The following is a 13,106-nucleotide window of genomic DNA, read 5'->3' on the forward strand; positions in this document are numbered from 1 at the left end:
GTACGACCAAACCATTTGCAAACGTGTAGGCATCGAAAACAAGTATGGAAAAACAATCTTTTGCAGTAAGGCTGCAAGGTGCAATATTCTATAAGTCATTGGTCCTGATGAGAAAAACCTGGAAGGTAGAAATTGAGGGACAAGAGATTCTTGACCGGCTCTATGCCGAGAACAAGCATTGCCTCCTCTGTTTCTGGCATGGCAAATACATTCCCATCTTCCCTCTTTTAAAAGGATATGATGCCTGTGTCATTACAAACCAATCGGAAAGAGGGAATGTGATTACCGAAATCTGTAGGAAATTTGGTTTTTACAATGCACAGATTCCAGATGAGCCAAATCGTAATTCGTATAACCTTATGAGAGAGGCAATGTCTGCAAAGAACATGTGCGGAACAGCATCTGACGGACCACTCGGACCTGCCTGCCAGGTAAAAAGCGGAGTAGTGAGAATCGCATCAGCCCTCGGCTATTCACTTTTACCTGTTTCTGTCGGTATACGAGGCAAGATAGTCCTCAAAGGAAGGTGGGATTTAAGGGAAATACCCTTACCTTTTGCAAAAGTCTGTATGATCTTTGGGGAACCGATAGACCTGCCACCCAACCTCAGGGGAGGTCAAGTCAAAGTCTGGGAAGAACGTGCCACCAAGGAAATCTCGGCACTCAGCATTCAGGCGGAAACAAAAGTTGAAAAAAACAAAAGGAGGAAGGTCAATGCCACCATCAAAGGACAAGTTTCCTGACACAAAAGGTAAAATCTTTGGATATGTCGGCCTTATTCTCCTATTCTTTGCGCTATCGCTTGGTACGATGTATTTTCTTCATCGCCATTTTTCACAGGGAAAATTGCACATTCCTTCCCAATTGTTCTCATTACCTGTAATTACAACCGTTGTCTTTTTATTGCTCGGTTATTATCTCGCTGACGCTTTGCGTCTCTACAGTGTGATAAAGGCAATGGGAAATACTCTTTCATTCCTTTATATCATAAAGCTCGTCTTTATCAACATCTTCATTTCGAACGTTACCCCCCTTGCTACAGGAGGCGGTTTTATCCAAGTGTATTTCATGGCCAAAAAGGGTATATCACTAGGGGAAGCAACGGCAGCTACCTCGATCCGTACCATCCTCTCTGCTATGATTCTGTTCACCCTCACGCCCCTCATTATCTGGCTCGAACCAAACGAATTCAAAGCGTTTATGCATAGGCATGTGCTTGTTGCAATCTCAGCAGTTTCCTGCGCGGTCGTACTCTTCCTTCTTCTCATAACCTTCTGGCCAAACATGATAAAAAAGGGAGTCAAGGCAATCCTGTATTTGTTGAAAAGAATGAGGTTGCTCTCTGTTGCCCATATGGAAACAATGTATGAGAAAATAGAAAAAGAAATCGACAGCTTCTCCCAGGGATTCGCTCATTTCTTCAAAAAAGGAGGAATCTGGGCTGCCAGTTCGGTTTTATGGACCGTAATTTTCCTTCTGTTCCTTTTTTCCTTCTCGATTGTACTCATTTCTGCCCTGGGTTATAAAATCCCCATGCTTACCGTTCTGGCCGTACAGGTAGTGGTAACATTTTTCATGTACTTCGCCCCTACCCCTGGAGCTACAGGAATCGAAGAAGGAGGATATGGCTTGCTCTTTTCCCAGCTTGTCCGAAGCCAAGACATAATGGCCTTGACGATCTCTTGGCGTTTTTTGACCATCTATATTGGCGTAATCGTAGGGATATTCATATTTGCCTATGAGTTTTTCAGGAAAAGGAAGGTCCTGGGCAAATGAGTAAACGACAAAAACTGCACATATATTTTATCCTGGTAACCATTTTCCTCTCAATTTTGATAGGGTATCGAATTTATCTTTCCATTTATGAAAAGGACTACCAGTCACTGAACGCAGTGAATATCGAAACCATCGAGACAAAGCTCATAGGTCAGACAACCTTTTCCTTTGCTGTAGTGGGAAATATTGACAATTCCATGAGAATCTTTAGTGACCGCATCGTTCCTTTGATGCAGGATGAGAACGTAGATTTCCTGATATCGGTCGGGAATGCAGTATTCGATGGGGCAGAAGGAAAATATAGATTACTCCACCGCGGCCTGACCAAGCTGGACATTCCCTATATTTTGGTCCCTGGGAACAATGAGGTAGCTGACTTTGGATCAAATAATTTCTACCAGCATTTCGGTCCCTATTTTTATTCCTACCATCTTGATAACGCGTACTTCATTTTTCTGGATTCAACAGGGATAACCTCTTGGAAATGGCAGCTGCATTGGCTGAACCAAGAATTGGAAACGGCAAAAAACTACCCTTACCGGTTTGTATTCCTTGGACATTCTTTGCTCCCGCAGGAAAAAGTAGCCAGTGAGAATTCCTCAAAATATACAGTAGACGCCAAAACGAGCAAGACATTGCAGCAGCTCTTTTCCCAATATGAGGTAACCTCGGTATTCTCTACCGGCTACCACACAAACAGCCAGCAATCCGTCGGTGGCGTTCGTTACGTTGTATCGAGTGGAGGTGGTGGTTTATTACTGGATAACGAACAACCCTACCAGTTTGTCAAAGTCATGGTAAACCCGCAAGGTTTCTCATGCACAAACATTACCGCTCCCAATCGGTTCAGTCCCATAAGGGAAAAAGTAGAAACCCTCAAACTCTATCTGCACTCACTTTTTTACATGAGTATTTTCAACATCCTGGTGATCATCGGGATTTTCACCCTTTTTTCCCTGCTGTTCTATTCGAAGGTTCTCAAGCAACAACACCTTTATCGGGATTTCAATATTGATGAGGAAGCATCATTCGGTACCCCCTTACGCATTGCCATGTTTACCAACAACTACCTCCCCTTCATCGGAGGAGTACCCCTTTCCATCGACAGACTGCACAAAGGCCTGCTTGCAAGGGGTAACACTGTGTTGATCTTCGCACCCAGCTACCTGCAGAACTGGGACGACCCCAGCGATGGTTCCGTGTACAGGTGCCCAGTCCTTTTCTATACAAAAAGAGGAGAATTCCCAGCAGTCAATATTTTCAACAGGGAGATAGGCAAGGTCTTTAGGAAATTCAAGGCAGATATCATCCATGTACATCATCCGTTTATGCTTGGATGGACTGCCCTCTTGTATGCAAAAAGAGCGAAATTACCGGTGGTCATGACCTACCACACCCGACTTGAGCGCTATACCCAATATCTTTTCGGGCCAGGAATGATGGTTAAGAATTTTTTGATACACCTGATGATAAAACATTTTGCCAACCGGTGTGATGCAATCATAGCCCCCTCCTCCTCCACCGAAGAATATCTGAGGAATCTAGGAGTCAGTGCAATCATCGAAACCATCCCGACTGGGATCAATATCGAGGCCTACGGGCAATGGACAGCTGAGCAGATCGAACAAACAAGAGCAGCGTATGTACGTCCAGGCGAAAACCTTCTTATCAGTGTTTCGAGAATTGCGGAAGAGAAAAACCTTGATTTCCTGGTAGTTGCCCTTGAGAAACTCAAAGCAACGTCCTCAAAGAAATTTACCTGCATTTTGATCGGTGATGGACCAGAAAGAAAACGCCTTGAAGCAAAAGTCAAGGCAATGGGGATGCAAGACACCATTCTGTTTCTGGGAAAACTTGCCCCTTCTGAAGTTGTCAGATGCTATCTGGCCGCAGATCTGTTTGTTTTTGCCTCGACCTCGGAAACCCAAGGGATGGTTTTACTCGAGGCAATGGCCGGAGGCTGTCCCGTTGTAGCTATTCGCTCCAGTGGAGTCTATGATGTTGTGCATGACGGGGTAAACGGATTCAAAGTCCCGGAAAGTACGAATATATGGGCGGAAACCGTAAAAAAAATCCTCGAGGATGCAGAACTCCTTTCGGAAATGTCAGGTAATAGCAGGGAATTTGCAAAGCAATATTCGGTTGAAAGTATCACCGAAAGGGTTTTGGCGCTGTACAGGAGGGTAATTTTGCTCAATGCTTCGAAACGAAGCGAATCTTGAAAAATGAATTTACACTATTGAATAATACTGTAGTAGAATACATACAAACGAAGGAGAGCGATAGTGAAAATCATCCGGCCCTTGTCAATCGGCCTCCATATATTTTTAGGTGTGGGAGCTATGTCAGGGGGATTCGCTTGCCTAATTGATACCCAAACTCCCCTGGGAACCTCTGTGGAGATGCTGCAAAACTCTCCATTCACCAGTTTCTTAATCCCAGGCCTACTGTTATTCTTTGTAATCGGGGTAGGAAATATCATCGGTTCGATCCTGGTTAAACGAAGCTGGGAGTATTGGGGATATTCCAGCGGAATCCTGGGTGGCGCCCTTGTCATATGGATAATCGTCCAGTGCCTGATGCTCAATGCTGTGGTATTTTTGCATGTCTTATTCTTTTTTCTGGGAATTTTCCAAGTAAGTCTGGCAATGGGCAGACTCTACGAGCAAAACCAGTTTCCCGGCAATCTGCTTACTGTTTTCTTGCAGAAGAAATCGAAGAACTCACATATTTGACTTCTAGACAAACAACCGAATCATTAGTGTTGAATTTGAAGAGGGGGGGGTTGTATTACATTAGATTACTTCTCCATCAATGTGATGGTTATACTTAACCAGTTCATCTTTTCCGTTGTTATGCTGACAATCTGGAGCAATCTCAGAAACAGGGTACCAGGACTCGGTTACTGGACTAAAAACATATGGGCCCAAACTGTCTCTCTGGTTTTTGTTTGTTTTGCAAGCCTGTACGATTTACCTTTTTTGGTAAATATCTTTATATTTTTATCCACCCTAGGCTCTGTCCTCTTTCTCTTTGGCTTATCGCAGTCTATTGGGTACCATGTACAAAAAACCCCTTATTATGCGTATACAGGGATAGTTACATCCTTGGCTCTTGCCGTAACCATCCTAGGACTCCCGAAAGCGTATAACACTTTGCTTTTCAGCCTCGCCTGCATGTTCATTTCCTATGCCTATATTTCCCTTCTGGCAAAAGGCTGGAAAGCCCTCCCTTGGCTCCGAAGAACGTTCAGCATGATGATTGCAATCTATATTCTATTCGCTGCTTTCAATTTGATACGCTTTTTGGCAACACTCCCTCTCAAAGACCCCATCATTCTTCTTCCCGAGGGAAATCAGAGCCTGTCTCAAATCATTACGATGATCCTGCTTACAGGTATAAACTTCTGTATCCTGATAGTAATATACAAAAAACTTTTACATGACCTTTTTCTGGATGCTGAGGAAAAGGAAACAATGCTTGCCTATTTAAAAATCCTTGCCGAAAACGATGGGATGACAGGCATTTTCAACAGGACAACCATCGAAAAACAATTGGACACACTCCTTGTTTCCAAAGACTTGGACAGGGGGAACCTTCTTTTGCTCATCGACATCGATTCCTTCAAGGCTATCAATGATGAGACAGGCCATGAAAATGGTGACAACGTACTTATTGCCCTAGCAGGTCTTTTCAAAAACTTCTTTACCGATGGGGGGTTTACCGGACGTTGGGGGGGTGATGAATTCCTTATCGTAGTAACTGATATTCCTAAAGATGGTATAGGAAAGTGCCTGCAGTCCTTGATGGAAGCAGTACATCAACATCCATGGGATTCAATCTTCACACATACCCCACACCCTGTGGTTTCCATCAGTTGCGGCTATGTGTTTTTCGAAGAAATGGTTACTAAACAGGAATTATTGAGAATTGCAGACAACCATCTATACCAGGCAAAGAAACAAGGAGGAGACTGTGCAGTGGGTACCTAGCTTTTCTTCGCTTCATTTTTATTGCAGGAAATCTCACTGTTGGATATAGTAATCCCTATGAAAAAGCCAAAAACAACTGTCTTGCTTTTTTTTACCATTATGCTTGGGACCTTTGTTGCCATTCTGACAGCATACCCGGTAAAAACCACCAATCCACTCATGATTATCACAACGCTCACCTGTATAAATGCCTCTGTAAGCTTTTTATTCGGCCTTTTAACAGAGGATTACTCCTGGACTGACCGTCTTTGGAGCACCGTCCCTGTAGGCTTTGCGTGGATTTATGCATCCAACGCATCCTTTTCCCCTTCTGTTACCGTGGCAGCAATGCTTATCACGCTCTGGGGAATCAGGCTGACGGCAAACTTTGCGCGCAGGGGTGGGTATGCAGATACAGAGGATTACCGTTGGTCCATTCTCAGAAAACGCATTCCAAACCGTTTTCTCTGGCAGGTTTTCAATCTTTTGTTTATAGCCTTTTACCAGCAATTGCTGTTTGTCTGCTTTACCCTCCCCCTCTATTTTCTTACAGTAACACTTGAAAAGACCTTATCTGCAGGCATACTTGTTTCTTCTGTGGCTATGCTCGCCTTCCTTACCCTTGAAACCTTTGCAGACCAGCAGCAATACACCTTCCAGCAGGCAAAATATGGATTGTTGCCAAAACAAAAAGAACTTGAGGAGGAGTATAAGAAAGGATTCAGGACAAGCGGTCTCTTTTTACGGTCCCGCCACCCCAACTACCTTGGGGAACTGGGATTCTGGTGGAGTCTTTTTGCTTTCTGTGCAGCGGGAACAAAGACCTTGTTCAGCCCTGCACTATTGGGCCCGTTGATGCTCACCCTCCTCTTTATCGGGTCTACGGTGTTCACCGAGCAGATTACTACAAGCAAGTATCCGCAATACAAAGAATATAAGAAACAAACCTGGCCCATCCTGTTCCGGCCCTGGTAGGGTTACCGTATGTATGATTTCTTTGCTATATTGAGTGATAGATAGGAAAACAGGAGGAATCATATGGGGAAATTCATCATTTTGCTCTTGATTCTCATTATCATCGCCTTGAGCATAGGCATCATTGTTACCCAGCGTGAAAGAAATCAAGTACCAAAAGGAGATAGTAATATGGCCCAGCAGACAGATAATCGCTTCACCTTTCAACCGATCGCACAGGATTTGTTACATCCGCTCAATCTTGCAGAGGCAAGGATCATCCTGGACAAAGGAACAGAAAGAGCCTTTAGCGGAGAATATACAGACACCACAGATGAAGGTACCTATTACTGCAGGCAGTGCAATGATCCGCTGTATGCATCAAAGGACAAGTTCCAATCAGACTGCGGCTGGCCAGCCTTTGACCTGGAAATTCCGTTTGCTGTCGAAAGGCACAGCGACCCCGATGGAATGAGAACCGAAATTACCTGTGCAACCTGCCAGGCCCACCTCGGGCATGTCTTTATCGGGGAAAAACTCACCGACAAGGATACGCGCCATTGCGTGAACTCAATTTCATTGGTTTTGAAAAGCGGTTCCCCAGTTGCCAGGGCAGTGTTTGCCGGTGGTTGTTTCTGGGGTGTCGAATATTATCTTGAGAAACTCAATGGAGTCTATTCGGTTGTTTCCGGGTATACCGGGGGCACAAAGGAAAATCCCACCTATCAGGATGTACTGACGCACAAGACAGGGCACCTTGAAGCGGTCGAAGTGTTGTATGACCCGCTCAAGATTTCTTACGAGGAACTTGCAAAATATTTTCTGGAAATCCACGACCCGACCCAGACTAACGGACAAGGTCCCGATATCGGCAACCAGTATCTCTCGGCAATCTTCTATAGAAACAGACATGAGTTCGACACCGCAGTCAAACTCATCAAAATCCTTGAGGAAAAAGGAATGAAGATTGCGACCACCGTCAGGCCTGCCGCAAAATTCTGGCCTGCTGAGGACTATCATCAGGATTATTACGAGCATAAGGGAACACTTCCCTACTGTCATGCCTATACCAAGCGATTCTAGTCCCAAAGAAATACGAACCGCTTTACCAGTGTCCTTCAACTTCCTGCCCCCAGAGCCGATCGACGACCTGGGGGTGCAGTAACCTGAAACGGTTATAGAGATGAGAGCAAACCTGTCTGAAAGCTCTTTCTGGAGTGCTTGCAACGCACTCCTTCTAAGTCTGTGCCAAAACTGGCTTGGTTGCCATAGGACCGTTAGGGATATTGCATTCTATCCTGTCAACAAACGTCCTAACCCCTATTGTGAAAGTACATCGGCACTTATGATACAGCTAGCAACCACATACGAACCTTTCTTCAAATCCCGGATGAGCTGCTTGGCAGAAAAGACCAAATCCAAATGCCCCATCTCGGTACGTATGGTGGCAACCAGGCAAGAGGAATCTTTTTCCCCATGTTCCCTTTTTTCTACGGCAAGGACAGGGCCGCAGACCAGCATCAGTTTTTCCTGGGCCTCATATTGGTCACGCTGCTTCTGCTCAAGGCTTTCATCGCGGGCCATGATATAGTTGAAAGGAAGCAGTTTCCCCTCGTCCAGGAGTGCTGTCCCGGCGGCGGCTTCTTCATAGGCCTGCCTGCTGTCATAGACATCCATTGCCCTTGGAAATGCACAGACTTGCAAAGACAGGGAAGTATCTTCATCAATTTTATCGATGGTAGCCGCATGGATGAGGTCGGCGACAAACGCACAGTTCTCATCTGCATTGGTCATCAAAAGGGAGACAAGTAAGGGTTCTCCGATCCCAACAGTCGAAAGCGGCTTTGCATTCCAGACACAACGGCCACTCATATGCATATCGACCCCTGCAATCTGAATATCATCACCCTGGTTTACGGTCCTGAAAACAATTTCCAACCCGCTGTCAAACAATTTGCTATAGTAAGCCCCCTGAACAGCTTCAATGCGCTTTGATTCTTTGAACCATTGCAATAAAAGCTCTTGGTCGAGCGAACCATCCTTCGCGAGGAATTCAGTACCCGTATTCTCTAGATAAACAGCCATAAAAAATCTCCCTTACGCTCAGTGTATCATAAACATCCCTTGCAGGAAAGGTTCCAAAAAAGGTACTATCATTAACCATGGCAACAGAAAAATTCCAAGAAAGCCTGAGCACCAGAACAGGCATAAAAGACGGGATTCCTATATGTATAGGCTATTTCCCTACCGCTATGGCCTTCGCGATAATCTGCAGGAACGTAGGTCTCAACCTTTGGGAATCCGTATTGTTTTCCATGACGAATTTTGCAGGGAGCGGGCAATTCCTTGCAGTAAACCTCCTTGCCTCCGGAGCCTTGATTTTTGAGATGTTTATCGGGGTTCTTCTGATAAACCTACGGTATTCATTCATGGGGGCAGCACTCAACCAAAAACTGGAAGGGGGCATACGGGGAGTCAGGAGGATATTAATCGCCCATGGGACCACCGACGAGGTATTCTCGGTAGCAGTTCTCCATAACGGATTACTCTCCTCAAATTACCTGCTTGCCCTTGAGCTGACAGCCTACCTTGGCTGGGTAAGCGGGACAGCAGTAGGCTTTCTGGTAGGAATGGTGCTTCCCCGTGCACTACAACTTGCAGTAGGGGTTACCCTCTATGCCATGTTCAGCTCCCTTTTTGCTCAAGAATTACGCCAAAAAGGATTTCTGGTTCTCGCAATCGCTGCTGTCTCGGCCTTGCTCAACAGCCTGTTTGTCTGCTATTTCCATCTGGGAGCAGGATGGTCCTTCGTCCTAGCAATGCTCCTTGCCTCTATTTTCGGCGCCTTCCTAACCCCAGACCTCGAGAAGGAACAGCAGATATGAGAAACGGAATTCCCCTATGTATATATATTCTGGTAACCGCTTTGGCAACCTTCCTTGTAAGGGCGCTCCCCTATTATGCCAATTTCCTCGACCGCCTGCCAAAATTTCTGGCAAAATGCCTACGCCTGCTTCCGATTGCCGCGCTGGGGGCTTTGATATTCCCCGGGGTAATCACTGATTTCCAAGGCAGATGGTATGCAGGTCTTTTAGGAATCGGTATTGCATTTTTGCTGTCCTACTTCAAACGCGGTATGATTTTCCCCATACTATTCAGTGTCCTGATAACCTATCTGGCACTGGTTCTCTAGCTTGACTCATTGCAAACGTGAACTTAGGATACAGACATGTTTGACGCACACAGGCATCTCAGCAAAACAGACAATTCCAGTGATGCCCTCTATTGCACTTCATACAGCAGTGAATGGCAATCACTTGAGCTACTTACCTATCCGGCCATTGGAGGGGTAGGAGCTCTGGCTAACAGGCCTCTGCCTTCACTTGAAGCCTTGCATGACTATCTGCTTGCCCATCCTCTATTGCAGGTCGGGGAGATTGGACTGGATAAGCGATTTCCCGACCGTGAAAAACAGGAAGTTTTCCTTGCCTCTGCACTGGACCTTGCCTATGAGCTCAACCGAAGTGTGACGCTGCATATCGTACGGTCGGATGAAAAAGCACTTACCCTGCTCAAGCGAGCAGGCGCTCGTAGGCCTATCCTGCTCTGGCATGGTTTTACCGGTAGCCTGGAAACGGCAAAAGAAGCTTCGCGATTGGGTTGCATCCTTTCTCTAGGTCCTTCCATTACTAAAACAAAGACAGGAAAAAACCTTTCGGCACTCAGCTCTCTCCCCGTTGCCGTTGAAACAGATTACCAAGGCAACGACAGCATTGCCTATTCCCTCTTGCTGGAAAACCATTACAGGACCCTTGCCTGCCTGCTTGACATGGACAGGGATGCTTTGATAAGGAAAGGCTATGAATGCAGATCAATTCTTACGGATAACAAGACTCCTCGGTGAGGATGTAGTAGAGAGTCTCCACCAGAAAACCGTGACTGTCGTGGGACTTGGGGCAGTTGGCGGTACATGCCTGGAGTCCTTGGTTCGAAGCGGTATAGGGCACGTACGCCTCGTCGATTTCGACACGGTGGGGATAACAAACCTCAACAGGCAGATCTTGGCCACCTATGACACGTTGGGGCAACAGAAAACCGAGGTAGCCAAGGCCAGGATGCATGCGATCAATCCAGATTGCGAGGTAGAGATCCTGTCTCTCTTTGTGCAGGATGAGACGCTCAATTTGGTGCTTGACCCAAAGACAGACCTAGTTGTAGATGCCATCGATTCATTAGGGCCGAAATGTGCGCTTCTGCAAGCTGCCTATGAACGAAACCTTCCAATTGTCAGCAGCATGGGGGCTGCCTTGAGAAGGGACCCCTCACTTATCAGGACGGCCGACCTCATGGATACATTTGGTTGCCCCTTGGCCAGGCAAGTCAGGTCAAATTTGCGCAAAAGAGGCGTGAAAGAGGGAATCAAGGCTGTATTTTCCCCTGAACGGGTCAGGTTTACCTATTTGGACCCCCAAGACGATTTTGACCCCGATGCAAAGGATCAGGTACAAAACCTTGGCCGAAAACGCAATATTCTGGGAAGTCTTCCCACCATTACCTCGATATTCGGCCAAACCCTTGCCCATATTGCCCTGGAACGCCTCATCGGGGGAGATGTATTCAAGGGAGAACCTGTCTGCTCGGTTACTCCAAAACGATAGGAACAAAGAACGAAGGGGTATGGAAATCAGGTTTCAAGGTCCCAATAGGTCCATAGGACAGGTAATGGGGTTGTTTCAGGCCATCGCCGCATTTGTAGAAGTTTCCCCTCAACTGTAAAGAACTGAAATCTTGCCCTTCGTCACAAAGGCCGAACAAGGATAGGTCGAGAGAAGCATCCAGCTTCCAGAAACTTTGCTCCAAGGTGTTTTCCAGTATGGCCACGGTCACGGGAATCTGTTCTATGAAGGATAGGGGAAACAGAGTCCGACCGTGTCTGCCAGTCCCTCGCCCTACAAGGACCTTGCCGCTGGCACTGAATTCAAAATTGACATATTCAGCCTCCCCTTGCTTCTGGAGGAATACCTCCACACAACTATCCGTAAAGACCGGGTCGTTATGGTTCGTACACATTCTTCTCAGCTGTTTTTCCACAACAGAGAAATGTACCGTAAGATACTTGCTATCATGATTGAGACGCAATGAAACCTGGACTCCCTCAGCCTCATCCCAGCTTGGACTGAGTAACAGGGGAACACCACACGAAACTTCATTCGCTACAACACGGACTACCATCTGTTCTTCCATACCATCCTCCCGGCGCAGTATAGCTGACAAAAGAGATTTTTTCCAACTGGCTTTGAAGCAAATCAAGGTTTTCTCTCCCTTAGGAAGAAAAATCCCAAGGAGTTCACCCGCATGAGAAAAACCATCTACACTCTGATCATCCCCTTATTGGCACTTGCCCTGCTCACAGGTTGCGAGGACCACGTCTTTCAGACCGGAAACCTTGTACTCAGGTTATCCTGTGACAAATTCACCCAGGTCCAACGGAATCTGGTCCCTTCTGCCGAGGCCATGGCTATCGATACCTACCACATAACAGGCACAGGGCCAAAGGGGGGGACTGTTGATATCAATGCGACAGACACAACAATTACCTTGGGCAACCTTGCCATCGGGAAATGGACCTTGCATGCAGAAGCCCTCAATAGCGAGGGAGCAATCCTGGCAAAGGGAACTACCTCGACCATTCTATCCAAGGCTACTGCTACAGCTGTCCTCAACCTTGATGAACTAAGTGGAAACGGCAGTCTATCGGTAGGTTTTATCTGGCCGATCGACCAAGTAGCCGATGATGTCTCTATTGACATCAGTCTCGTTGACCAAGGGGGAAACGAAGTAAGTATATCGCCGGCCGTCATAGACAAGGAACACGGGACAGCTGTCTTGACAGCAGAAACCCTACCGGCAGGTTCCTATATGCTCCATGCAAAACTGTATAGCCAAGGTGTTCTGGTCAGTGGTGCTGCAGAAGCTGTCAGAATCATTGAAAACACAGAGACTGCCGGTTCAATGATGCTGATCATCGGCGACCTCTCAACTACGTTCAGCATCACGATCATCAACGATACCATGATGCCATTGAAGGGAACGATTGCCTGCACACCCCAAGAACCTGTTGCAGGACAGGAAGTATGCATGACCTTTACCCCCGAAAGTCTTCCAGAAGGGGTTTCTCAGGATACGATAACCGCTTTATGGTACTGTGAGGGTGACTTTGTGTCTTCAGAAGGGTTCAGCTACACCTGCATACCCGCCGCAGGTTCCCATCGCTATGATATCATCGTAGAAGGTGAGAGCCTGGGTAGCATAGGAAGTGCTTCAATTTTGGTTTCCATGCCTATCAAATAGAGAAAGTGTAGCAATAGTGCTATTGCTTTACAAATCGGTAAACAAAATGCCAAG

14 protein-coding genes are annotated in these 13,106 nt (G+C 46.4%); 12 read left to right on the plus strand and 2 right to left on the minus strand.

What is annotated here, in order from left to right:
• Positions 1–44: 44 nt before the first annotated feature.
• From SPIGRAPES_RS16425 to SPIGRAPES_RS03740, 7 genes are all read left to right on the plus strand, one after another.
• Positions 45–743: a lysophospholipid acyltransferase family protein gene (locus tag SPIGRAPES_RS16425; protein ID WP_014269435.1), complete on the plus strand. Its 699-nt coding sequence runs from the start codon at positions 45–47 to the stop codon at positions 741–743.
• Positions 715–1,776, plus strand: a complete 1,062-nt coding sequence (locus tag SPIGRAPES_RS03715) for a lysylphosphatidylglycerol synthase transmembrane domain-containing protein (protein ID WP_014269436.1) — start codon at positions 715–717, stop codon at positions 1,774–1,776. Before SPIGRAPES_RS16425 ends, SPIGRAPES_RS03715 begins: the two co-directional genes overlap by 29 nt.
• A complete protein-coding gene (locus SPIGRAPES_RS03720; RefSeq protein WP_014269437.1) occupies positions 1,773–3,998 on the plus strand; it encodes a glycosyltransferase in 2,226 nt (741 codons plus the stop codon). Before SPIGRAPES_RS03715 ends, SPIGRAPES_RS03720 begins: the two co-directional genes overlap by 4 nt.
• Before the next feature lie 63 nt (positions 3,999–4,061).
• A complete protein-coding gene (locus tag SPIGRAPES_RS03725) occupies positions 4,062–4,511 on the plus strand; it encodes a hypothetical protein (RefSeq protein WP_014269438.1) in 450 nt (149 codons plus the stop codon).
• A gap of 84 nt (positions 4,512–4,595) precedes the next feature.
• Positions 4,596–5,768: a GGDEF domain-containing protein gene (locus tag SPIGRAPES_RS16430; protein ID WP_014269439.1), complete on the plus strand. Its 1,173-nt coding sequence runs from the start codon at positions 4,596–4,598 to the stop codon at positions 5,766–5,768.
• A gap of 57 nt (positions 5,769–5,825) precedes the next feature.
• Entirely contained in the window at positions 5,826–6,722 is an 897-nt protein-coding gene (locus tag SPIGRAPES_RS03735; protein ID WP_155816649.1) for a DUF1295 domain-containing protein, read from the plus strand.
• 63 nt (positions 6,723–6,785) lie between these two features.
• Positions 6,786–7,784 carry a bifunctional methionine sulfoxide reductase B/A protein gene (locus SPIGRAPES_RS03740; protein ID WP_014269441.1) on the plus strand — a complete coding sequence of 333 codons (999 nt, stop codon included), beginning with the start codon at positions 6,786–6,788 and terminating at the stop codon, positions 7,782–7,784.
• A gap of 237 nt (positions 7,785–8,021) precedes the next feature.
• Here the strand turns inward: SPIGRAPES_RS03740 and SPIGRAPES_RS03745 are convergent, their stop codons facing one another.
• On the minus strand, positions 8,022–8,786 hold the full coding sequence (locus tag SPIGRAPES_RS03745) for a hypothetical protein (protein WP_014269442.1): 765 nt from the start codon (positions 8,784–8,786) through the stop codon (positions 8,022–8,024).
• Positions 8,787–8,863: 77 nt separating this feature from the next.
• Between SPIGRAPES_RS03745 and SPIGRAPES_RS03750 the strand changes: the two genes are divergently transcribed.
• Genes SPIGRAPES_RS03750 through SPIGRAPES_RS03765 form a run of 4 tightly spaced genes read left to right on the plus strand, consistent with a single transcriptional unit; the run spans position 8,864 to position 11,359 of the window.
• Complete coding sequence (locus tag SPIGRAPES_RS03750) at positions 8,864–9,586, plus strand: AzlC family ABC transporter permease (RefSeq protein WP_014269443.1); 723 nt, start codon at positions 8,864–8,866, stop codon at positions 9,584–9,586.
• Positions 9,583–9,894: an AzlD domain-containing protein gene (locus tag SPIGRAPES_RS03755; protein ID WP_014269444.1), complete on the plus strand. Its 312-nt coding sequence runs from the start codon at positions 9,583–9,585 to the stop codon at positions 9,892–9,894. The genes SPIGRAPES_RS03750 and SPIGRAPES_RS03755 overlap by 4 nt, the downstream gene beginning before the upstream one ends.
• 36 nt (positions 9,895–9,930) lie before the next feature.
• The gene (locus tag SPIGRAPES_RS16435) at positions 9,931–10,605 is read left to right on the plus strand and encodes a TatD family hydrolase (protein ID WP_014269445.1); all 675 of its coding nucleotides are present in this window, start codon (positions 9,931–9,933) and stop codon (positions 10,603–10,605) included.
• Entirely contained in the window at positions 10,562–11,359 is a 798-nt protein-coding gene (locus SPIGRAPES_RS03765) for a tRNA threonylcarbamoyladenosine dehydratase (RefSeq protein ID WP_014269446.1), read from the plus strand. Before SPIGRAPES_RS16435 ends, SPIGRAPES_RS03765 begins: the two co-directional genes overlap by 44 nt.
• Here the strand turns inward: SPIGRAPES_RS03765 and SPIGRAPES_RS03770 are convergent.
• Positions 11,343–11,945, minus strand: coding sequence for a carbohydrate-binding family 9-like protein (locus tag SPIGRAPES_RS03770; protein WP_014269447.1), 603 nt, complete (start codon positions 11,943–11,945; stop codon positions 11,343–11,345). The two genes, SPIGRAPES_RS03765 and SPIGRAPES_RS03770, sit on opposite strands and share 17 nt — an antisense overlap.
• Before the next feature lie 111 nt (positions 11,946–12,056).
• On the opposite strand from SPIGRAPES_RS03770, the gene SPIGRAPES_RS03775 reads away from it, so the two are divergent.
• Entirely contained in the window at positions 12,057–13,052 is a 996-nt protein-coding gene (locus SPIGRAPES_RS03775) for a hypothetical protein (protein WP_014269448.1), read from the plus strand.
• Positions 13,053–13,106: the final 54 nt, after the last annotated feature.

This window comes from Sphaerochaeta pleomorpha str. Grapes, assembly GCF_000236685.1.
Taxonomy (GTDB): Bacteria; Spirochaetota; Spirochaetia; order Sphaerochaetales; family Sphaerochaetaceae; genus Sphaerochaeta; species Sphaerochaeta pleomorpha.

Excerpts from the sequence above, each read along its gene's own strand:
- SPIGRAPES_RS16425 (WP_014269435.1), top strand. The coding sequence starts at position 45 with ATGGAAAAACAATCTTTTGCAGTAAGGCTGCAAGGTGCAATATTCTAT.
- SPIGRAPES_RS03715 (WP_014269436.1), top strand. The coding sequence starts at position 715 with ATGCCACCATCAAAGGACAAGTTTCCTGACACAAAAGGTAAAATCTTT.
- SPIGRAPES_RS03720 (WP_014269437.1), top strand. The coding sequence starts at position 1,773 with ATGAGTAAACGACAAAAACTGCACATATATTTTATCCTGGTAACCATT.
- SPIGRAPES_RS16430 (WP_014269439.1), top strand. The coding sequence starts at position 4,596 with ATGGTTATACTTAACCAGTTCATCTTTTCCGTTGTTATGCTGACAATC.
- SPIGRAPES_RS03735 (WP_155816649.1), top strand. The coding sequence starts at position 5,826 with ATGAAAAAGCCAAAAACAACTGTCTTGCTTTTTTTTACCATTATGCTT.
- SPIGRAPES_RS03740 (WP_014269441.1), top strand. The coding sequence starts at position 6,786 with ATGGGGAAATTCATCATTTTGCTCTTGATTCTCATTATCATCGCCTTG.
- SPIGRAPES_RS03745 (WP_014269442.1), bottom strand. The coding sequence starts at position 8,786 with ATGGCTGTTTATCTAGAGAATACGGGTACTGAATTCCTCGCGAAGGAT.
- SPIGRAPES_RS03750 (WP_014269443.1), top strand. The coding sequence starts at position 8,864 with ATGGCAACAGAAAAATTCCAAGAAAGCCTGAGCACCAGAACAGGCATA.
- SPIGRAPES_RS03755 (WP_014269444.1), top strand. The coding sequence starts at position 9,583 with ATGAGAAACGGAATTCCCCTATGTATATATATTCTGGTAACCGCTTTG.
- SPIGRAPES_RS16435 (WP_014269445.1), top strand. The coding sequence starts at position 9,931 with ATGTTTGACGCACACAGGCATCTCAGCAAAACAGACAATTCCAGTGAT.
- SPIGRAPES_RS03765 (WP_014269446.1), top strand. The coding sequence starts at position 10,562 with ATGAATGCAGATCAATTCTTACGGATAACAAGACTCCTCGGTGAGGAT.
- SPIGRAPES_RS03770 (WP_014269447.1), bottom strand. The coding sequence starts at position 11,945 with ATGGAAGAACAGATGGTAGTCCGTGTTGTAGCGAATGAAGTTTCGTGT.
- SPIGRAPES_RS03775 (WP_014269448.1), top strand. The coding sequence starts at position 12,057 with ATGAGAAAAACCATCTACACTCTGATCATCCCCTTATTGGCACTTGCC.